We start from the raw sequence: 19368 nt of genomic DNA, 5'->3' as shown, positions 1-19368 counted from the left end.
GCTCGTGACCGGCGCGCGGCAACCTGCGGCCGTGGCTCAGCGGTCGCTCAAGCTGGGCATCCTCTACAACGCCCACAGCGGTCGACATCGCAAACGCTGGGCCCAGCCCGACCTCGGCGACAGCGTACCCGCGATTCGTGCCAAGACCGCCGAAGAAATCCGCGCCGGACTGACCGAACTCGCCCGCGAGGGCGTCGAGCTGCTCGCCATCGCGGGCGGTGACGGCACTGTTCAGTCGGTGCTGAGCCAAGTGATGCTCGGCGATCTGTTCGAGCGCCCGCCGCTGCTGGCGCTCGTGCCCACCGGCAGCACCAACATGACCGGCAACGACGTCGGCACGGTGCGGGTCAAGCGCGAGGGATGGCAGAAACTGCGGGCCTGGGCCGACAACCCGGTCGATATCGAACAACGCGTGGTCGCCCGCGACGTGCTCAAGATAGACCCCGGCGGCGATGCCCCCGCGTTCTGCGGCATGTTCTTCGGCGCCGGCGCGATCTACAACGCGGTCGAACATACGCAACGCAATCTGCACCAGTACGGTCTGCGCGGCGACGTCGGCCCCGGGGTGGCATTCACGCGCTTCGTCAAGGCCGTTGCGACCGGCGATCGACGCTATTTCTCACCGGTGACGGTGCGCCTGCGCGATGACTTGGGCAACGATCTCGACGAAGCCAGCATTCTGCTGTTCGCCAGCACGCTCGACACCCTCGTGCTCAGGCTGCATCCGTTCTGGGGCGAGGAACCGGGTCCGGTCGCCTGGACCACGGTGGCCGAATCGGCGGAGAAATTCCTGCGCCGCATGCCGGCCGTCTGCCGTGGGCGACGGCGGCGCTGGATGACGCCCGAGAAAGGCTATCGCAGCCACAATACCCAGCGCCTGGAGCTGCTGTTCGACGGCGGTTATATCGTCGACGGCGAATTCTTCAGCGCCCGCGTGGCCGACGGGCCGGTCGTACTCAGTTCGGCGGGCAAGGCCTCGTTCCTGAATCTTTGAACATGCCAGCCGCACAGCGCGACCGCCGGCTGCATCAACTGCACACCATCGCCGGACCATGCAGCACGCCACAAACGCCGCAGCTCGAACCGCTGCTGGCCGTGATCAGTGCGCGCTTCGGCGACGCCCTCGCCGCCGTCATCTACTACGGCTCCTGCCTGCGCAGCGGCGATCCCTACGATGGCCTGATCGATTTCTATGTCGTGGTCGACGACTACGGGCGCCCCGGCCAGAGCCGTATCGGCGCCCTCGCCAACCGGCTCGTACCGCCCAATGTGTATTACGCCGAACGCGCGACCGGGCACGGCATACTGCGCTGCAAATACGCGGTGCTCAGCGTCGAGCAACTGGAGGCCGGCGTCGGCAGGCGTGCGTTCCTGTCGTCGATCTGGGGGCGGTTCGCGCAGCCCGTCGCGATTGTCAACGCACGCAGCGCGCACGACCACGACCGTGTACGCGCCGCCTGTGGCGAGGCCGTTGTCACCCTGCTGGAAAAGGCCCTGCCCGCCGTTGCACCGCCCGCCTCGGCGGCCGACACCTTCGCCGCCGCGCTCACACTGAGCTACGCCAGCGAGCTGCGGGTCGAGCGCGCCGGGCGCAGCGTTGCGCTGGTCGCCGCCGATGCGGCGGAATACAGCCACCGGCTGCGGTGCGCGGCGCCGTTGCTGTCGTTCGAGGTCAATCTCGACGATCCGCAGGCGGTACGGTATCGGCCCTCGGCACAGCGCCGACAGCTGGCGAAGATCAGTTGGCCGCTACGGCGCGGCGCCGGCAAGCTGGTGTCGGTCGCGCGGCTCGTCAAGGCCTGTTTCACGTTCAGCGACGCGGTCGACTATGCCGCCTTCAAGATCGAACGCCATACCGGGGTTGCAATCGAGGTGACCGATCGCCTGCGGCGCCACCCGCTCGTGTTCGGCTGGGTCGCACTCTGGCGTGTCTACCGCCAGCGGCTGCTGCGCTGAGGCCTGCGAACGGCGACCATAAAAAAACGCCGGCCGCGAGAACGGTCGACGCTTTTCAAATCGCCTGGCCGAGTCCGGCTCAGGCGGCCGCGACCACCGGCCGGGCGTTGATATAGGTCACCGGCGATTCGGAAATATCCTCATAGGTGACTTCCTCCCAGGCTTTTTCGTCGTCGAGCAGTGCGCGCAGCAGCTTGTTGTTGAGCGCATGGCCGGACTTGTAGCCGGAGTAGCTGCCGATCAGGCCATGACCGAGCAGATACAGATCGCCGATGGCGTCGAGAATCTTGTGGCGCACGAACTCGTTGTCGTAGCGCAGGCCGTCGGCATTGAGCACACGGTAGTCGTCGAGCACGACCGCGTTGTCCATGCTGCCGCCGCGGGCCAGATTGTTGGAGCGCAGGAATTCGATATCGCGCATGAAACCAAAGGTGCGCGCACGGCTGACTTCCTTGACGAAAGACGTCGTGGAGAAGTCCACGGTCGCCGACTGCGTGTCGGAATCGAAGGCCGGATGATCGAAGTCGATGCAGAAGCTGACCTTGAAACCGTCAAACGGGTCGAAGCGGGCCCATTTGTCGTCTTCGGTGACTTCCACCGCGCGCTTGATACGGATGAATTTCTTCGGCGCATCCAGTTCCTGGATGCCGGCCGACTGGATCAGGAACACGAACGGACCGGCGCTGCCATCCATGATCGGCAGCTCGTCCGACGACAGTTCCACGATCGCGTTGTCGATGCCCAGCCCGGCCATGGCCGACAGCAGGTGCTCGACGGTCTGTACGCGTACGCCGTCCTCGTTGATCAGCGTTGTGGCGAGCGTCGTATCGCCGACCTTGAATGCATCGCCACGGAATTCGACCATCGGCGACTGATCCGTGCGGCGAAACACGATACCCTGATTCGCGGCAGCCGGACGCAGCGTCATATAGACCTTCTGACCGGTATGCAGCCCCACGCCCGTGGCGCGAATCGGATTCTTTAGAGTACGTTGTCTGAGCATCGAATTGTTATCCCTTGTGGCGATTTTTAAACGCCGCGCACACCGTGTAACGACGGTGTCATACGATAGGGCGATACTTTATCTACGGTGCCTTAACTTTACCTTAATGTTGCAGCGCCGCGAATGCTGTTGCCCGCTCAAAAGCCGCCTAGAATAACACGCGATACCCGGTCGGCGGCGCACGGCAGCCGCCGACCGGCGCCTGTCCCCGTGGACAGGCGAAGCGCATCATTCAACCCCCAACCTGCAATCAGTCGGCCTGATTGCGCAGGAAGGCCGGTACGTCGAAGTAATCCATATCGACCGCTGCGTTGTCGCGTGAAGACTGCTGCGGACGATTGCGGATGACGGTCGGACGATCCAGGTCCTCGTAGCGCATCTGACCACCGGCATCGCGCTTGAGCGGACGCACCGCGGCGACGCGTTCCTCGGCCTGATGACCGAGCCCGGTTGCGACCACGGTCACACAGATCTCGTCGCCCATCTCCGGATCTTCGGCCATGCCGACGATCACTTCGGCGTGCTCGCCGCCCATGTCGGCGATTACTTCGTTGACGATCTGGAACTCGTTGATACCCAGATTCTCGTCGCCGGTGACGTTGACCAGCAGGCCCTGGGCGCCATGCAGGCTCAGATCGTCCAGCAGCGGGCTCGCCAGTGCGGCTTCGGCGGCCTCACGGGCACGATCGTCGCCGGACGCCGTGGCGCGGCCCATCATGGCCATGCCCTGGACCGACATCACCCGACGCACGTCGGCAAAGTCGACGTTGATGACGCCCGGGCGCGTGATCAGGTCGGAAATACCCTGAACCGCATTGTGCAGCACGTTGTTGGCGGCCTGGAAGGCGTTCTTCAGCGTGGTGCCCTTGCCGAGGGCGGTCAGCAGCTTCTCGTTCGGGATCACGATCAGCGAGTCGACGAAACGACCCAGATCCTCGATGCCCTGCTTGGCGATTTCCATGCGCTTGCCGCGCTCGAACGGGAACGGCTTGGTCACCACGGCGAGGGTGAGAATACCCATCTCGCGGGCGATTTCGGCCACGACCGGTGCCGCACCAGTACCGGTGCCGCCGCCCATGCCGCAGGTAATGAACAGCATGTCGGCGCCTTCGATGGACTCGCGAATCCGATCGCGATCCTCTTCGGCGGCCTGCCGGCCGATGGCCGGATCGGCACCCGCGCCGAGGCCACGGGTGACGTTCATGCCCAGCTGGACGAGTACGTCGGCGTCGCAGCGTTCCAGATGCTGCGCGTCGGTGTTGGCACAAATGAAATCGACGCCCTGGATGCCGCCATTGACCATCTGATTGATGGTATTGCCGCCGCCACCGCCGACGCCGATGACCTTGATGACCGCTTTGTCGGTCTTCTGATCTGCGAATTCGAATACTTCAGGCATGATGCACCTCTATCTTGGTTGCCGTGCTTTTCCTTGCGGAAAACTGTGTTGAGTCACTGGCCGGCGGTTGCCGGCCCTTCCCCTGATTGTTTGTTGTTCTAGAAATTGCCCTGGAACCAGGCCTTCATCCGCTCCCAGACCTGGGCAAAACTGTTGTCGTTATGGGACAGATCCATGCCCTGCTTGGGCAGGGCGCGGTTGCCGAACTCGAGCAGGCCCACGCCGGTGGCATGGATCGGGTTCTTCACCACATCCGAAAGCCCGTGCACACGCTGGGGCACGCCCAGCCGCACGGACATGTGAAAGACTTCCTCGGCGAGATCGGTCAGCCCTTCCATCTTCGAAGAGCCGCCGGTGATCACCACGCCGCCGGCCAGCAGATCCTCGAAGCCGGATCGGACCAGTTCCTTGTGGATGAGCATGAACAGCTCTTCGTAGCGGGGCTTGATGACCTCGGCCAGGGTGTAGCGCGACAGCCGGCGCGGCGGCCGTTCGCCCACGCTCGGCACTTCGATGGCGTCGTCGTCCTCGATCAGCTCCGGCAGCGCACAGCCGTAGCGGATCTTGATGCCTTCGGCGTGCTGGGTCGGCGTACGCAGGGCCACGGCGATGTCGTTGGTGACCTGGTCACCGGCGATCGGGATCACCGCCGTATGCCGGATCGAGCCGTTGATGAACACCGCGATATCCGACGTGCCGCCGCCGATATCGACCAGGGCCACGCCCAGATCCTTCTCGTCGTCGGTGAGCACCGCATAGCTGGAAGCCAGTTGCTCCAGCGACAGCTTGGAGACTTCCAGTCCGCAGCGGGCCACGCATTTCTGGATATTCTGGGCCGAGGTGACCGCGCCGGTAACGATATGCACCTTGGCTTCCAGGCGCACACCGGACATGCCGACCGGCTCCTGGATGCCTTCGTTGTCGTCGACCGTGAATTCCTGCGGCAGGACATGCAGGATCTTCTGATCCGCGGGAATCGCGACCGCGCAGGCAGCGTCGATCACCCGTTCGATATCCGATTCGGTGACTTCCTTGTTGCGCACCGCCACGATGCCGTGCGAGTTGAGCGAGCGCACATGGGCGCCCGAAATACCGCAGTGGACCGACTGAATACGGCAGCCCGCCATCAGTTCGGCCTCCTCCACCGCGCGCCGGATGGAGTCGGTGGTGGATTCGATATTCACCACCATGCCCTTCTTCATGCCGCGCGAGGGCGCGCTGCCGAGACCAATGATCTCGAGCTCACCGTTGTTCACCTCGGCCACGATGCACGCAACCTTCGATGTGCCGATGTCCAGACCGACGACGAGATTCTTCTCAGGCCGCTTGCTCATTACCCTTCTCCTGATCCTTGGGGTCGGCGGCGCGACTGCCGCCCACCGCGAAACCGTCGCTGTATCGCAAATCCACATAGCCGGCCGTTGCCAGCGCGGTACGGGCCTGATCGTCTCCGAGCGCGTAATCGATGAAACGCTGCACGCGCTCATCCAGTTCTCCACGACCCAGGCGCAGTTCCAGGCCATCGGTCAGGGTCGCCGTCCACGAGCCGCGCGCGTCCAGCGCCAGCCGCGCGAGATGCACGTCCTGGCCGTTCAACAGTTCCGACAGATGGCGATATTGTTCATAGACCTTCAGACCGGCGGTCGCCGGCCCGTCGAGTTCGACGAGATCGTGCGGGCGGCTGGCGGCGTCGGGCACGAATACCCGGCCGTTGGCGCCGAGCACCGCCTGCTTGCCCCAGAGCGCGACCGGGGTGTGTTCCGTCACGTGCACGGCGATGCCGTCCGGCCAATGGCGGGCCACATCGACATCGCTCAGCCAGGGCTCACGCGCGAGCGCGGCCTGGAGCGCTTCGATATCCACGTCGAAAAACGCAGCCTTCATATAGGGCGCGGCGACCTTGGCGATACGTGCGTCACTGACGTGCGCGGACTCGCCGCTGATATACAGATGGCCCGTGTTGTCGCCGTCGGGCTTGATGCCCTGCCAGGTGCAGGCGGCAACGCCCAGCAGCAACAGGCCACCGAGCAGCAGGTCGCGCAGGCCCTTGGCATCAGCGCGTTTCATGCGAAACCTCCTCATGCGCCACGGTGGCGGCCAGAATCCGCCAGACCAGTTCATCGAAATCCATGCCCGCCGCGCGCGCGGCCATCGGCACGAGCGAGTGCGAGGTCATGCCGGGGGTGGCGTTCAATTCCAGAAACCAGGGATGACCGGCACTGTCGAGCATCAGATCGACCCGGCCCCAGCCGCTCGCGCCGGTGATCTCGAAGGCGCGCCGCGCCAGCCGGCGCAGTTCGGTTTCCTGATCGGCGGGCAGATCGCAGGGACAGTGATAGAGGGTGTCGTTGGCGACGTACTTCGCCTCGTAGTCGTAGAAACCACTGGACGGCTCGATATGAATCAGCGGCAGCGCCTGATCGCCGAGAATCGCGGCGGTGTATTCGGGCCCGTCGATGAGTTGCTCGGCCATCACGTCACGGTCGAAGCGCGCGGCCTCGGCGCGGGCGGCTTCCAGCTCCTCGACGCGCGTAACCCGGCTGATGCCGATGGTCGAGCCTTCATGTACCGGCTTGACGATCAACGGCAGGCCCAGCGCTTCGACCACGGCCGCCGAATCGGTCGTCTCGGTAAGCACGCGATGGGCCGGCGTGGGAATACCCTGCGCGGCCCAGATCGCCTTGGTCCGTACCTTGTCCATGGACAGGGCACACGCGAGCACGCCGCTGCCGGTGTACGGCAGCCCCTGCAGTTCCAGCGCACCCTGCACCACACCGTCTTCGCCGCCGGGTCCGTGCAGCGCCAGCCAGATGCGGTCGAAACCTTCCGCGGCCAATCCGAGCACCCGTTCCCGATCGATATCGATCGCGGTGACGTCGACACCACGGCGTTCCAGTCCCGCGGCCACGGCGGCGCCGGAATCCAGCGACACGGCGCGCTCGGCGGACCAGCCGCCCATAAGCACAGCCACGCGCCCGAACCGGGCCGGATCGGTAATACGCAGGCGGCTCATGCCGAACCCGCCTTGACGACGCCCAGCGCGGCCAGTTGTTGCGCGATACCGCCGATATCGCCGGCACCCAGGGTGAGCAGCACGTCGCCGTCCTGCACCACGCCGGGCAGTACGTCGGCCAGCTTGTGGACATCGTCCACGAATACCGGGTCGACCTTGCCGCGCGCCCGCACGCTGCGCGACAGCGCACGGCCGTCGGCGTTGGCGATCGGGGTCTCGCCCGCCGCATAGACTTCACACAACACGAGCACATCCAGATCCGCCAGCACCTGGCAGAAGTCGTCGAAAAGATCGCGGGTCCGGCTGAACCGGTGCGGTTGAAACACAACGACCAACCGCCGCTCGGGCCAGGCGCCGCGGGCGGCGCTGATGATGCAGGACAGTTCACGCGGGTGATGACCGTAGTCGTCGACCAGAAGCACCTGCTTGTCGCCCAGCCGGATTTCGCCGTGCACTTCACAGCGACGGCCGATGCCGGCGAACTGGGACAGCCCCTTGCCGATCGCCGGCATGTCCACGCCCAGTTCGTGCGCCACCGCCGCCGCGGCCAGCGCGTTGAGCACGTTGTGCCGCCCCGGCAGGTTCAGATGTACATCAAAGCCATCCTGGCCGGCGCAGCGCAGGGTGAAGCGCGTGCCGGTGCCGTCGAAGGACAGATTCTCGGCCATGAAATCGGCGTCGTGATCGATACCGTAGGTCACGATCGGCCGGCCGACGTCGGCCAGGATCGAGCGCACCACGGGATCGTCGACGCACAGCACCGCCAATCCGTAGAACGGCAGGTGATGCAGGAATTCAACAAAGGTCTCGGTGAGCTTGGAGAACTCACCGCCGTAGGTTTCCAGATGATCGGCGTCGATATTGGTGACGATCGCCATCATCGGGGTCAGAAACAGGAACGAGGCATCCGATTCGTCGGCCTCGGCAACCAGATACGGGCCCTCACCCAGGCGTGCATTGCTGTCCGCGCCCAGCACCTTGCCGCCAACGATGAAGGTCGGGTCCAGCCCGCCGTCGGCCAGCAGCGATGCCACGAGACTCGTGGTCGTGGTCTTGCCGTGGGTGCCGGCGACTGCGATGCCATAGCGAAAACGCATCAGCTCGGCGAGCATTTCCGCGCGCCGGACGACCGGCACCAGGCGCTCGTGGGCTGCCACCAGCTCCGGATTGTCGTCGGCCACGGCAGTCGACACCACGACCACATCGGCCTTGTCGACGTTGCCGGCCGCATGACCGACGAAGATCTCGGCGCCCTGCGCCGCCAGCGCGCGCGTGGCCACGCCGTCCTTGATATCACTGCCGGTCACGGCATAGCCCAGGTTGAGCAGCACGCGTGCGATACCGGCCATGCCGACGCCGCCGATACCGACCATGTGCACCGTGTTCACGCGGCGCATCGGCCGATGCGTAAGCGGCTGATGGCGGTTCTGGCCCGAGGCTTTGGACTGCGGGTCCATCATGCGGCCTCCAGCGTAGAGAAACAGGCATCGACGATATCGTCGGTCGCGCGTGGCCAGGCCACCGCACGGGCGGCCTCGGCACGCCCCAGCAGCGCCGCGCGATCGGCGCACAGCGTGCGCAGTTCGGCGGCCAGACGCTCGACCGTGAGTTCGTCCTGATTAATCAGCGACGCGGCGCCGGCGGCGACCAGGTATTCGCCGTTGGCGCGCTGATGATCGTCGGCCGCGAACGGGTACGGCACCAGCAGCGCGCCCACGCCGGCAGCGGCCAGTTCGGCCACGGTCAGCGCGCCGCTGCGGCACACGACCACATCGGCCCAGGCATAGGCCGCGGCCATATCGTCGATGAATTCGCTGACGTCGGCACTGACGTCATATTTGGCATAGGCCGTCGTGGCCTCGCGCAGCGTACGGCCGGCCTGATGGCGAACCTGCGGGCGCTCATCCTCGGCCAGCGTGGCCAGCGCGGCCGGCACGCGTTCATTGATCGCCAGCGCCCCGCCGCTGCCGCCGAGCACCAGCAGGCGTACGCGCCCTTCGCGGGTCTGCCAGCGGTCCGCCGGGGCCGCGAGTTCCAGAATTTCGCGCCGTACCGGATTGCCTACCGTCTTCGCGGCGCGTTGTGCGGCAAAGGTGTTCGGAAACGCCTGCAATACGGTCGTGGCCAAACGCGACAACAGCCGGTTGGTCAGGCCCGCCGAGGCATTCTGTTCGTGGATGAGCAGCGGCCGGCCGGTCAGGCGTGCCGCCAGGCCGCCGGGGCCGGCGGCAAAACCGCCCATGCCGACCACCAGCTGCGGCGCCAGCTGGCGCACCAGGCCGAGCGCCTGCAGACAGGCCCGCACCAGCTTCAGCGGTGCGATTAGCCAGGACAACGTGCCCTTGCCGCGCAGGCCGGCCACGTCGATCGTATGCAACGCCAGATCGTTGGCCGGCACCAGCCGCGCCTCGATGCCGGCCTTCGTTCCCAGCCACGACACCCGTGCGCCACGTTCGATCAGCGCGTGGGCGACCGCGAGCGCGGGAAATACATGGCCGCCGGTGCCGCCGGCCATGATCAGCACATGCGGCGCGCTCGACGCGCCCATATCGGCAGTGGATTGTGCAGCGACGCGGCTCATGTGCGCCTCCTGCGTTCCGGCTGTCGTGTTTCCAGATCAACGCGAAGCAGCAGCGCGCAGAGCACGCACATGATCACCAGCGAGGAGCCGCCGTAGCTCATCAGCGGCAGGGTCAGCCCCTTGGTCGGCAGCATGCCCATGTTGACCGCGATATTGGTGAACGCCTGCAGCGCCAACCAGGCCGACAGCCCATAGGCAGCGAAACCGGCAAACAACTGGTCGGCATCGATCGCACGGCGCCCGATCACGAAACCACGCCAGACCACCATTCCGAACAGCGTGATCAGGACCAGCGAGCCCAGCAGGCCGAATTCCTCGGCGTAGATCGCGAACAGGAAATCGGTGTGGGTTTCCGGCAGATACAGCAGCTTCTGTACCGAGTTGCCCAGACCTACACCGGCCACCTGGCCGCGCCCGATCGCAATCAGCGACTGGGTCAGCTGGAAACCGCTCGCATAGGGATGCGCCCAGGGATCGGCAAAGCTGACCAGACGCGCCAGACGATACGGCGAGGACAGCACCAGCAACACCACCGCGCCAGCCGCGGCCCCGCCGACCACGAGCAGGTAGAACAGGCGCGCGCCGGCCAGGAACAGGATCATGCCGGCGATGGTGACCAGAATCGCCGCGGCGCCGAAATCCGGCTCCAGCAACAACAGAAAGCTGGCCACGACCATGAAGAACATGGGCCGGAACAGACCGCCCCAGGAGGTCGACAATTCGAGTTGGCGCCGCGCCGCATAGCCGGCCACATAGAGAATCAGGAACAGGCGCGCCGGCTCGGAGGCCTGCATCGCCACCGGGCCGAGATCGATCCAGCGCTGGGCGCCGTTGACCGAATGGCCGAGTCCCGGCACCAGTACCAGCACCAGCATGAACAGGCCGCCGCCGAGCAGCGTGAAGGTATTGGCTTCCCAGGCGCGCAGCGGAATATGCAGCACCACGAACGCGGCCACCAGCCCCAGTAGCGCGTAGATCGCCTGCCGGTAGAAGAAATACATCGGCTCGCCGGTCAGCCGGTCGGCTACCGCGACTGAGGCCGAACCGACCATGATCAGGCCGATGCTGATGATCAGCACGAGCGCGGCCAGCAGCGCCACGTCCGGACGTACGCGCGGCAGGGTGAGTGCGTCGACAAGCCGGCTCATGCCGCCAACTCCTGGACGGCGGCGACGAAGGCATCGCCGCGCTCGGCATAATTGGCGAACTGATCGAGACTGGCGCAGCCCGGTGACAGCAACACCGTATCGCCGCGCTGCGCGAGCGAAACCGCCATCGCCACCGCGTCGCGCAGTGTCGCCACCCGATAAACGCAAACCTGCTCTTCGACCGCCGTAGCGATGCGCTCGGCGTCCTGGCCGAACACGATCACCGCGCGTGCCCTGGCAGCAGCCAGCGGGGCGAGCGGCGCGAAGTCCGCACCCTTGGCCTGGCCGCCAGCGAGCAGCAGCACCGGCGTATCCATGCCCTCCAGCGAGGCCATGAGCGCGCCCAGGTTGGTGCCCTTGGAGTCGTTGACCCAGCGCACGCCATTAATTTCAGCGACCGTCTGGCAACGATGCGGCAGACCGGCGAAGGATTTCAGTCCGGCACGGATCGGGCCGTCGTCGATGCCGAGCGCGTCGGCAAGCGCCCAGACCGCGAGCGCGTTGGTGTAATTGTGGCGGCCGGTCAGACGCAGCCTGTCGCAGGCCAGCCACGGGATGTCGTCATGGGCAAGCACGAGCGCGCCCTCGACATCCAGCAACCGGTAGTCGGCGTCGGCACTGTAGCCGAAGCGCAGGCGGCGGGCGGCGCCGGTGGCCATCTCGCGTACCCGCGCGTCGTCGTCGTTGATCACGGCGACTTCCGTGTACCGGAATATCCGTGCTTTCAGCTCGCTGTAGCGATCCATATCGCCGTGCCGATCGATATGATCGGGGCTGACGTTGAGCACCGTCGCCGCGCGCGGCGCCAGCGTTTCGGTGAGCTCCAGTTGAAAGCTGGAAAGCTCCAGCACGTAGCAGTCGATGTCGTCGGCCAACAGATCCAGCGCCGGCGTGCCGAAATTGCCGCCAACCGCGACCTTGAGTCCGGCCGCCTGCAACACCTCGCCTATCCATGCGGTGACTGTCGATTTGCCGTTCGAACCGGTGATTGCGATCACCGGCGCATTGACCGTGCGCGCAAACCATTCGATATCGCCAACGATCTCCAGACCACGTGCACGCGCCTGGTCAATCAACGGCTCACGCAGATCCACGCCGGGCGAAACCACCACATGGTCGATGCCTTCCAGCACCGCGGGCTGGAATTCGCCGACGATGAGACTTGCGCTCGGACAGGCCGCGGCCAGCGCCTCTGCCCCGGGCGGCTCGCTACGGGTATCGATCACACGTACCCGGGCGCCGCAGTCGCTGGCGAAGCGCGCCGCGGATACCCCGGACAAACCGCAGCCGATCACCAGCACGGTGGCCTGGGCGAGTTGTTCCTGAAAACGGCTCATCGGATCTTCAACGTGGACAGGCCAATGAGCACGAGCACCAGCGTGACGATCCAGAATCGCACGATGATCTTGGGCTCGGCCCAGCCCTTGAGTTCGAAATGGTGATGCAGCGGCGCCATGCGGAACATGCGCTTGCCGGTCATCTTGAAGGTGGCCACCTGCAGGATCACGGACACGGTCTCGGCCACGAAAATACCGCCCATGACGAGCAGGATCAGCTCCTGCCGAACCACCACCGCGACCACGCCCAGCGCGGCCCCGAGCGCGAGCGCGCCGACGTCGCCCATGAACACCTGGGCCGGATAGGCGTTGAACCAGAGGAAGCCCAGCCCCGCCCCGCCGATCGCGGTACAGAAGATCGACAGTTCGCCGACGCCCTTGATATAGGAGAACCCGAGATACTTGGCGAACTCGACGTTGCCGGTCACATAGGCAAATATCGCCAGCGCCGAGGCCACCAGCACGCAGGGCATGATCGCCAGCCCATCCAGCCCGTCGGTGAGGTTCACCGCGTTGCTGGTACCCACGATCACCAGGTAGCTCCAGACGATATAGCCGGCCCCCAGCGGCACGGCGACATCCTTGAGCATGGGAATGAGCACGCTGGTCTCGGCCGAGCTGTGCGCGCCGACATAGAGCCACAACCCGGCGAGCAGGCCGACGAGCGTCTGCGCGCTGTACTTGGCCTTCGCGGACAGGCCCTTGCTGTTGCCGAACTTGAGCTTGCGGTAGTCGTCGACGAAACCGATGGTGCCGAACGCGCCGGTCACCAGCACCGCCAGCCAGACCCAGCGATTGGCCAGATCCGCCCAGAGCAGGGTCGACACGATCACGGCGGCGAGAATCAGCGCCCCACCCATGGTCGGCGTACCGGCCTTGACCAGATGGCTCTGCGGGCCGTCGTCACGCACATGCTGGCCGATCTGATGAAAGGTCAGCTTGCGGATCATGATCGGGCCGAACACGAACGAGAAGATCATCGCCGTGAGCACGCCCAGAATCGCCCGCAGGGTGATGAACTGGAAGACCCGGAATCCGCTGTGCAGCGGTTCCAGCCATTCGGCGAGATACATCAGCATGACGCCCCCGCCCGGGCAGTCGCCTCGACACGCAGGGCATCGGCGACGCGATCCATGCGCGCCGAGCGCGAGCCCTTGACCAGCACCGTCACGCTCTCGTCGGCTGCCTGCAGCGCCTCGAGCAGCGCATTATTCAGCGCATCGTGATCGGCAAACCATTGCCCGCCGGCGCCAAAAGCGTCCACGGTCAACTCGCTCATCGGACCGGTGGCCCAGAGTCGTTCGATACCGGCCTTGCGCGCGGAGATACCGGCGTCGCGATGTGCATCTTCGGCAAAAGCGCCGAGTTCACCCATATCACCGAGCGCCGCCCAGCGCGGGCCCGGCTGTTGGCCGAGCCAGTTCAGCGCGGCGGCCAGCGAACCGGGGTTGGCGTTGTAGCTATCGTCGACCACGCGCGAGCCGTGGCGTCCGACCGTCACCGCCATGCGCCCGCCGACAGCGACCATTCCGGCAAGCGCGTGGGCGATCAGATCTGCGTCGAGATCGATGGCGCTGGCGGCCGCCGCGGCGGCCAGCGCATTGCTGACGTTGTGGGCGCCGGCCAGCGGCAGTAATACGTCCACGGAACCGGTGGGCGTGTGCAGGGTAAATCGGCTGGCATCGGCGCCCAGACGTTCGTCGCTCGCATAGACATCGACGTCCGCCCCCTGCTCGCGGGCAAAAACGACACGGCGGCTGTTGCCGGCCATGGTCCGCCACAGCGGCGCATAATCGTCGTCGCCGTTGATCACCGCCACACCTCTGTCGGCGAGCGCGGCAAAGAGTTCGCCCTTGGCACGGGCCACGCCTTCGCGGCTGCCGAAGCCTTCCAGATGCGCCCAGCCCGCGTTGGTGACCACGCCCACGGTGGGCCGCGCGAGCTCACTGAGCATGGCGATCTCGCCGGCGTGCGACGCGCCCATTTCCACCACCGCGCGGTGGGTGGCCTCGTCCAGGCGCAGCAGCGTCAGCGGCACGCCCAGATGATTGTTGAGATTGCCTTCGGTAGCCAATACCGAGCCGGCTTCGCCCAGAATCGCGGCCAGCATCTGCTTGACCGTGGTCTTGCCGTTGCTGCCGGTGACCCCGATCACGTCGCCGTCGAAGGTCGAGCGGGCGGTCGCGCCGGCTTTTTGAAGCGCGGCCTCGACGCTCGCCACCTGCAGCTGCGGCAAGGGCGAATCGACGGCGCGCTCCACCACCGCGGCGGCTGCACCCAGACTGGCGGCACGACTCACGAAGTCATGCCCGTCGACGCGGGTGCCCGGCAGCGCGAAGAACAGCGCGCCGCGCGGCAGGCGTCGTGTATCGATGCTCGCGCCCGAGAAATCACCATCGCTGCCGTGCAGCTCGGCGCCGAGAATACGGGCGAGTTCGGACAGCCGGCCGTTCATGCGGCCTCCAGGGCGCGGCGCGCTTCGATGCGATCGTCGAACGGGCGTCGTTCGCTGCCGATCTGCTGGGTGGTCTCGTGACCCTTGCCCGCAATCAGCACGACGTCGCCGACGCCGGCTGCGGCGATCGCGGCCGCAATCGCGCGGCCGCGGTCATGCACGACCTGCACGGCCGTCCTGTCGGCGATGCCGGCCAGTATCTCGTCGACGATCGCCTGGGGTGATTCGCTGCGTGGATTGTCGTCGGTCACCCAGACCGCATCGGCACCGGCCACCGCGGCCTGCCCCATCAGGGCACGCTTGCCGCGATCGCGATCACCGCCACAGCCGAATACGCACAGCACGCGGCCCTCGGCATGGGCACGCACGGCACCCAGTGCCTGCGCGAGCGCGCCCGGCGTATGGGCGAAATCGACCACTACCAGCGGCTGATCGACGCGTGCGTCGATGCGCTGCATGCGTCCCGGCACGGTGTCGATCGCGGCGAGCGCGGCGGCCGCATCGGTAAGCGTTTCACCACGGGCCAACAGCACGGCCAGCACCGCGGCAAGATTCATGGCGTTGAATTCGCCGACAAGACCGCTTTCGATGCGCGCGCTCCCGGCGTGCGTGCTGACCTCGAGCACGACGCCGTCGATACGGGTTTCAATCGATTCGATGGCGACATGGCAGGCCGCCAGCGAGGCCACGTCGCCGCGACCGTAGACGATCGGAGTGACCGACGCATCCAGGGCATCGAGCCAGGCGCGCCCGAACGCGTCGTCGGCGTTGAGCACGGCATATTTCAAGCCGGCGAATTCGAACAGCCGTCGTTTGGCCCGGGCATAGGCCGCCAGGTCGCCGTGGTAGTCGAGATGATCGCGCCCGATCTGGGTCAGCACGGCGACATCGAAAGCCACGCCGTCGACGCGATGCTGGTGGAGCGCATGCGACGACACTTCGAAGGCGACCGCATCGGCCGCGTCGGCGACGAGCCGCGCCAGCCATTGCTGTACGACGACCGGGTCCGGCGTGGTATGCGTCGCCTCGGCCAGGTCGTCGGGCAGCCCCGCACCGAGCGTGCCGATATAACCACAGTGCACGCCGAGTTCTTCCAGCGCCCGTGCCAGCATCCAGGCGCAGGAGGTCTTGCCATCGGTGCCGGTGATGCCGGCGACGAACAGGCGCTCGGCCGGCCGGCCAAAGAAGCGACCCGCGATCGCACTGGCGCGGGCGGCCAGCTCGGGCACACGAATCGCCGGCACCGACGTATCGGGCGCGTGATCGCCGTCCCAGGCGATGGCGCGAGCGCCGTTGGCAACGGCCTGATCGACGAAATCCAGCCCGTGCGCGCGGGTGCCGGCATAGGCCATGAACAGAGATCCGGGCGTAACCGCACGGCTGTCGATCGCCACGCCGGCCACGTCGACCGAAGGCACTGCCCCGTCGGTCAGGCCGTCGAGCAGCATCGACAGCGGCCGCTGCTCGGGATTGATGTGGGACAGCGCCATCACGTGCCCGCCCTCGACGAGTTCGCGGCGGCAGCCAGCACGCCCGGATTGTCCGGCGGCACGCGCAGCAGGCGCAACGCATCGCGCATCACGGCGGCAAAAACCGGTGCGGCCACGGCACCGCCGTAGTAGGCGTCTTTCTTGGGCTCGTCGAGCATTACCAGCGTGACCAGCGCGGGATCTTCGGCGGGCGCCATGCCCACGAACAACGCCTGGTGACTGTCATGCTTGTAGCCGCCGCCGCCGGCCTTGCGCGCGGTGCCGGTCTTGCCGGCCACCCGATAGCCGGGGATCGCGGCGCGTGTCGCGGTACCCGCCGGGGTGACCACGCCCTCGAGCAGATGCCGCATGGTGCGTGCGGTCTGTGCCGAAATCACCCGCCGCGGCGGCGAATGCATGTTCGCGCCGTCGCCCTTGATGAAACGCAGGCTGCGCAGCATGCCGTCATCGGCGATCGCGCCGTAGGCCCGAATGAGCTGCAGTGCGGTCACCGACAGACCGTAGCCGTAGGACGCGGTGGCGGTCTCGACGTTGTTCCACTGGTAGAAATCCTTGAGCACGCCGTAGCGCTCGCCCGGGAAGCCGGTACCGGTGGTCTCGCCGAAGCCGAATTTGTTGTAGGCCGACCACACGCCTTCGGCGCCCATCTTCAGGCCCACGTGGGCGGCGCCGACGTTGCTCGATTTCTGCAGGATCTTGGCAAAGTCGACGTCGCCGTAGTTGCGGAAATCGCGCACGGTCAGCCGGCCGACCATGAACCAGCCCTTGGTGTGGATGACGTCACCGGTGTTGTAGAGGCCGCTATCCAGCGCCTGCGACAACAGGATCGGCTTGACCGTGGAGCCCGGCTCCATGACATCGGTGGCCGCTCGTGCGCGCACGCCCGCCGGATCGATGGAATCGCGGTCGTTGGGATTGAAACTAGGATACGAGGCGACCGCGCGCAGCTCGCCCGTATGCGGATCGAGCATCACCACCAGACCGCCCTTGGCGTCGTTCTTGATCACCGCCGACTTGATATGGCGATAGGCCAGATACTGCATGCGTGAATCGATGGTCAGCTGCAGATCGTGGCCCGCCTGCGGCGGCTTGAACTCGGCCAGATCCTCGACTACGCGCCCGAGCCGATCCTTGACCACGCGCCGGCTGCCCGGACCGCCGTGCAGGAACTTGTCGCGATCCAGCTCGATGCCTTCCTGGCCGCGACCGTCGATATTGGTCATGCCCACGATCTGGGCCGCCGCTTCGCCGGCCGGATAATACCGCTTGTATTCGCGCTGCAGGAAGATACCCGGCGCGTCGACCGCCATTACGGCGCGCGCATCGGCGGGCGAGTACTGGCGACGCAAATACAGGAACTGCCGGCTCTTGTAGGCCTGCAGACGCTTGCGCAACTCGGCGCTCGACATGTTCAGCGTACGCGCGAGCGGCGCCAGCTTTTCGGGGGCTTCGAGCACCGCGCCCGGCACCGCCCATACCGATTCGGTAGGCGCCGACAGCGCCAGCGGTTCGCCGTTACGATCCTTGATCGCGCCACGACCGGCGGGCACCGACACCGTGCGCAGATGGCGCTTGTCGCCTTCGTGAGTCAGAAACGCCTGGTCCAGCACCTGCAGATCGAAAGCGCGGCCGGCCAGCACCACGGCAAAAACCGCGAAAATCGCGAGCACGAAGTACCCGCGCCAGCGTTCCGGCGGCGGCAGCCGCTTGTTGCTTTCGCGCCGACTCATGGTCGCGCCCCCGAGGCCTTGGGCTCGAGCACCACATAGTTTCGCGGCTGGACCATGTCGAGCTTGCCGCGCGCCACCTGTGCCACACGGTCGGGATTGGCCCAGGCGCTCTCCTCGAGCTGCAGCTGTGCCCATTCGGTGGTGAGCTTGTCGCGTTCGACCCGCTCGACCTGGAGTTCGTGCGCCAGCTCCCGCGTGCGGTGCTTGGCCTGCACCACGGCGATGGAGCTGACCAGAATGGCCATCAGCAGCGCCAGCAATGTGATAACACTCCGAGTCATGTCGTCACCCTGGCGGCGTCGGTGCGCTCGGCCACGCGCATGATCGCGCTGCGCGCCCGAGCATTCGCGGCGGTCTCCTGGGCATCGGCACGAACCGGCTTGCCGACCAGCTTCAGCGACGGCGCGGGAACCGGCGCCATCGGCACCGGCGGCTGGGCCGGCTGGGCCTGACCGCGCATGAAACGCTTCACCCGCCGGTCTTCGAGCGAATGAAAGCTGATCACTGCCATGCGCGCGCCGGGCGCGAGCACGTCCAGGCTGGCGTCGAGCGCGGCGTCCAGCGCGCCCAGCTCGTCGTTGACGTGCATGCGCAGCGCCTGGAACGTGCGGGTGGCCGGATGAACGCGCTTGCCCGCGGCGACGCGGGCCGGAATCGCAGCGCGCACCAGCTCGGCGAGTTCGACGGTGTTGGCGATCGGCGCTTTCTCACGGGCTTCGAGAATCGCGCCCGCAATCCGACCGGCAAAGGGCTCTTCGCCGTAGCGCTTGATTACGGAGGCGATTTCGCCGTGGCTGGCGCGATGCAGCCAATCCGCCACCGGGGCGCCGACATCCGGATTCATCCGCATGTCGAGCGGCCCGGCGTGTCGAAACGAAAATCCGCGATCGGCAACATCGAACTGCGGCGACGACACGCCCAGATCGAACAACAGGCCGTCGATATGCCCGGCCAGGCCGAGTGCGGCGACCCGTGCGGCCAGCTCCGAAAACGAGGCCCGCAGGAACGTCAGTCGTGTGTCCTCGGCGGCCAGCGCCTGGGCATTGCGTTCGGCGTCCGGGTCCTGATCGAAGGCGATCAGGCGCCCCCCATCGCCGAGCGCGGCCAGCAGCGCGCGGCTGTGGCCACCACGGCCGAAGGTGGCATCGATATAGACGCCATCGGGCTTGACCGCGAGCGCGGCCAACGCGGCGTCGAGCAGTACCGGTTGATGTTCGGCCTGCGGCATGTGAGCAGCGTCCCTCATTGCGTCAGAA

17 protein-coding genes are annotated in these 19368 nt (G+C 66.4%); 2 read left to right on the top strand and 15 right to left on the bottom strand.

Going from position 1 to position 19368, the window contains the following annotated elements; translation table 11 throughout:
• Window positions 1-31: 31 nt before the first annotated feature.
• A complete protein-coding gene (locus tag ACFOSU_RS00855; protein ID WP_380685492.1) occupies window positions 32-994 on the top strand; it encodes a diacylglycerol kinase family protein in 963 nt (320 codons plus the stop codon).
• A gap of 2 nt (window positions 995-996) precedes the next feature.
• Complete coding sequence (locus ACFOSU_RS00850; protein WP_380685490.1) at window positions 997-1956, top strand: hypothetical protein; 960 nt, start codon at window positions 997-999, stop codon at window positions 1954-1956.
• Between the two features lie 79 nt (window positions 1957-2035).
• On the opposite strand, the gene lpxC is transcribed toward ACFOSU_RS00850, so the two are convergent.
• The 15 genes from lpxC to rsmH all read right to left on the bottom strand — a co-directional run bounded on the left by lpxC (window position 2036) and on the right by rsmH (window position 19340).
• Window positions 2036-2959, bottom strand: coding sequence for a UDP-3-O-acyl-N-acetylglucosamine deacetylase (gene lpxC / locus ACFOSU_RS00845; RefSeq protein WP_380685488.1), 924 nt, complete (start codon window positions 2957-2959; stop codon window positions 2036-2038).
• Between the two features lie 250 nt (window positions 2960-3209).
• Window positions 3210-4358, bottom strand: a complete 1149-nt coding sequence (gene ftsZ / locus ACFOSU_RS00840) for a cell division protein FtsZ (protein ID WP_380685486.1) — start codon at window positions 4356-4358, stop codon at window positions 3210-3212.
• A gap of 98 nt (window positions 4359-4456) precedes the next feature.
• The gene (gene ftsA, locus ACFOSU_RS00835; protein WP_380685484.1) at window positions 4457-5692 is read right to left on the bottom strand and encodes a cell division protein FtsA; all 1236 of its coding nucleotides are present in this window, start codon (window positions 5690-5692) and stop codon (window positions 4457-4459) included.
• Complete coding sequence (locus tag ACFOSU_RS00830; RefSeq protein WP_380685482.1) at window positions 5676-6425, bottom strand: cell division protein FtsQ/DivIB; 750 nt, start codon at window positions 6423-6425, stop codon at window positions 5676-5678. Before ACFOSU_RS00830 ends, ftsA begins: the two co-directional genes overlap by 17 nt.
• The gene (locus ACFOSU_RS00825; RefSeq protein ID WP_380685480.1) at window positions 6412-7371 is read right to left on the bottom strand and encodes a D-alanine--D-alanine ligase; all 960 of its coding nucleotides are present in this window, start codon (window positions 7369-7371) and stop codon (window positions 6412-6414) included. Before ACFOSU_RS00825 ends, ACFOSU_RS00830 begins: the two co-directional genes overlap by 14 nt.
• Window positions 7368-8828 (bottom strand): UDP-N-acetylmuramate--L-alanine ligase, encoded by a 1461-nt coding sequence (gene murC / locus ACFOSU_RS00820; RefSeq protein WP_380686428.1) that lies wholly within the window; start codon window positions 8826-8828, stop codon window positions 7368-7370. The genes ACFOSU_RS00825 and murC overlap by 4 nt, the downstream gene beginning before the upstream one ends.
• A complete protein-coding gene (gene murG / locus ACFOSU_RS00815; RefSeq protein WP_380685478.1) occupies window positions 8828-9952 on the bottom strand; it encodes an undecaprenyldiphospho-muramoylpentapeptide beta-N-acetylglucosaminyltransferase in 1125 nt (374 codons plus the stop codon). The genes murC and murG overlap by 1 nt, the downstream gene beginning before the upstream one ends.
• The gene (gene ftsW, locus ACFOSU_RS00810; RefSeq protein WP_380685476.1) at window positions 9949-11100 is read right to left on the bottom strand and encodes a putative lipid II flippase FtsW; all 1152 of its coding nucleotides are present in this window, start codon (window positions 11098-11100) and stop codon (window positions 9949-9951) included. The genes murG and ftsW overlap by 4 nt, the downstream gene beginning before the upstream one ends.
• Complete coding sequence (gene murD, locus ACFOSU_RS00805) at window positions 11097-12437, bottom strand: UDP-N-acetylmuramoyl-L-alanine--D-glutamate ligase (RefSeq protein WP_380685473.1); 1341 nt, start codon at window positions 12435-12437, stop codon at window positions 11097-11099. Before murD ends, ftsW begins: the two co-directional genes overlap by 4 nt.
• A complete protein-coding gene (gene mraY, locus ACFOSU_RS00800) occupies window positions 12434-13516 on the bottom strand; it encodes a phospho-N-acetylmuramoyl-pentapeptide-transferase (RefSeq protein ID WP_380685470.1) in 1083 nt (360 codons plus the stop codon). The genes murD and mraY overlap by 4 nt, the downstream gene beginning before the upstream one ends.
• Complete coding sequence (locus ACFOSU_RS00795; protein WP_380685468.1) at window positions 13510-14892, bottom strand: UDP-N-acetylmuramoyl-tripeptide--D-alanyl-D-alanine ligase; 1383 nt, start codon at window positions 14890-14892, stop codon at window positions 13510-13512. Before ACFOSU_RS00795 ends, mraY begins: the two co-directional genes overlap by 7 nt.
• The gene (locus tag ACFOSU_RS00790; RefSeq protein WP_380685466.1) at window positions 14889-16382 is read right to left on the bottom strand and encodes a UDP-N-acetylmuramoyl-L-alanyl-D-glutamate--2,6-diaminopimelate ligase; all 1494 of its coding nucleotides are present in this window, start codon (window positions 16380-16382) and stop codon (window positions 14889-14891) included. Before ACFOSU_RS00790 ends, ACFOSU_RS00795 begins: the two co-directional genes overlap by 4 nt.
• Window positions 16382-18112: a peptidoglycan D,D-transpeptidase FtsI family protein gene (locus tag ACFOSU_RS00785; RefSeq protein ID WP_380685464.1), complete on the bottom strand. Its 1731-nt coding sequence runs from the start codon at window positions 18110-18112 to the stop codon at window positions 16382-16384. Before ACFOSU_RS00785 ends, ACFOSU_RS00790 begins: the two co-directional genes overlap by 1 nt.
• The gene (gene ftsL / locus ACFOSU_RS00780; protein WP_380685462.1) at window positions 18109-18393 is read right to left on the bottom strand and encodes a cell division protein FtsL; all 285 of its coding nucleotides are present in this window, start codon (window positions 18391-18393) and stop codon (window positions 18109-18111) included. Before ftsL ends, ACFOSU_RS00785 begins: the two co-directional genes overlap by 4 nt.
• Window positions 18390-19340, bottom strand: a complete 951-nt coding sequence (rsmH, locus tag ACFOSU_RS00775; protein WP_380685460.1) for a 16S rRNA (cytosine(1402)-N(4))-methyltransferase RsmH — start codon at window positions 19338-19340, stop codon at window positions 18390-18392. The genes ftsL and rsmH overlap by 4 nt, the downstream gene beginning before the upstream one ends.
• Between the last annotated feature and the right edge of the window lie 28 nt (window positions 19341-19368).

This window comes from Salinisphaera aquimarina (genome assembly GCF_042643355.1).
GTDB lineage: Bacteria > Pseudomonadota > Gammaproteobacteria > Nevskiales > Salinisphaeraceae > Salinisphaera > Salinisphaera aquimarina.
The sequence above is the reverse complement of the archived record's forward strand: the minus strand, read 5'-3'. Positions and strand labels throughout refer to the sequence as shown.

Excerpts from the sequence above, each read along its gene's own strand:
- ACFOSU_RS00850 (WP_380685490.1), top strand. The coding sequence starts at position 997 with ATGCCAGCCGCACAGCGCGACCGCCGGCTGCATCAACTGCACACCATC.
- lpxC (WP_380685488.1), bottom strand. The coding sequence starts at position 2,959 with ATGCTCAGACAACGTACTCTAAAGAATCCGATTCGCGCCACGGGCGTG.
- ftsZ (WP_380685486.1), bottom strand. The coding sequence starts at position 4,358 with ATGCCTGAAGTATTCGAATTCGCAGATCAGAAGACCGACAAAGCGGTC.
- ftsA (WP_380685484.1), bottom strand. The coding sequence starts at position 5,692 with ATGAGCAAGCGGCCTGAGAAGAATCTCGTCGTCGGTCTGGACATCGGC.
- ACFOSU_RS00830 (WP_380685482.1), bottom strand. The coding sequence starts at position 6,425 with ATGAAACGCGCTGATGCCAAGGGCCTGCGCGACCTGCTGCTCGGTGGC.
- ACFOSU_RS00825 (WP_380685480.1), bottom strand. The coding sequence starts at position 7,371 with ATGAGCCGCCTGCGTATTACCGATCCGGCCCGGTTCGGGCGCGTGGCT.
- murC (WP_380686428.1), bottom strand. The coding sequence starts at position 8,828 with ATGGACCCGCAGTCCAAAGCCTCGGGCCAGAACCGCCATCAGCCGCTT.
- murG (WP_380685478.1), bottom strand. The coding sequence starts at position 9,952 with ATGAGCCGCGTCGCTGCACAATCCACTGCCGATATGGGCGCGTCGAGC.
- ftsW (WP_380685476.1), bottom strand. The coding sequence starts at position 11,100 with ATGAGCCGGCTTGTCGACGCACTCACCCTGCCGCGCGTACGTCCGGAC.
- murD (WP_380685473.1), bottom strand. The coding sequence starts at position 12,437 with ATGAGCCGTTTTCAGGAACAACTCGCCCAGGCCACCGTGCTGGTGATC.
- mraY (WP_380685470.1), bottom strand. The coding sequence starts at position 13,516 with ATGCTGATGTATCTCGCCGAATGGCTGGAACCGCTGCACAGCGGATTC.
- ACFOSU_RS00795 (WP_380685468.1), bottom strand. The coding sequence starts at position 14,892 with ATGAACGGCCGGCTGTCCGAACTCGCCCGTATTCTCGGCGCCGAGCTG.
- ACFOSU_RS00790 (WP_380685466.1), bottom strand. The coding sequence starts at position 16,382 with ATGGCGCTGTCCCACATCAATCCCGAGCAGCGGCCGCTGTCGATGCTG.
- ACFOSU_RS00785 (WP_380685464.1), bottom strand. The coding sequence starts at position 18,112 with ATGAGTCGGCGCGAAAGCAACAAGCGGCTGCCGCCGCCGGAACGCTGG.
- ftsL (WP_380685462.1), bottom strand. The coding sequence starts at position 18,393 with ATGACTCGGAGTGTTATCACATTGCTGGCGCTGCTGATGGCCATTCTG.
- rsmH (WP_380685460.1), bottom strand. The coding sequence starts at position 19,340 with ATGCCGCAGGCCGAACATCAACCGGTACTGCTCGACGCCGCGTTGGCC.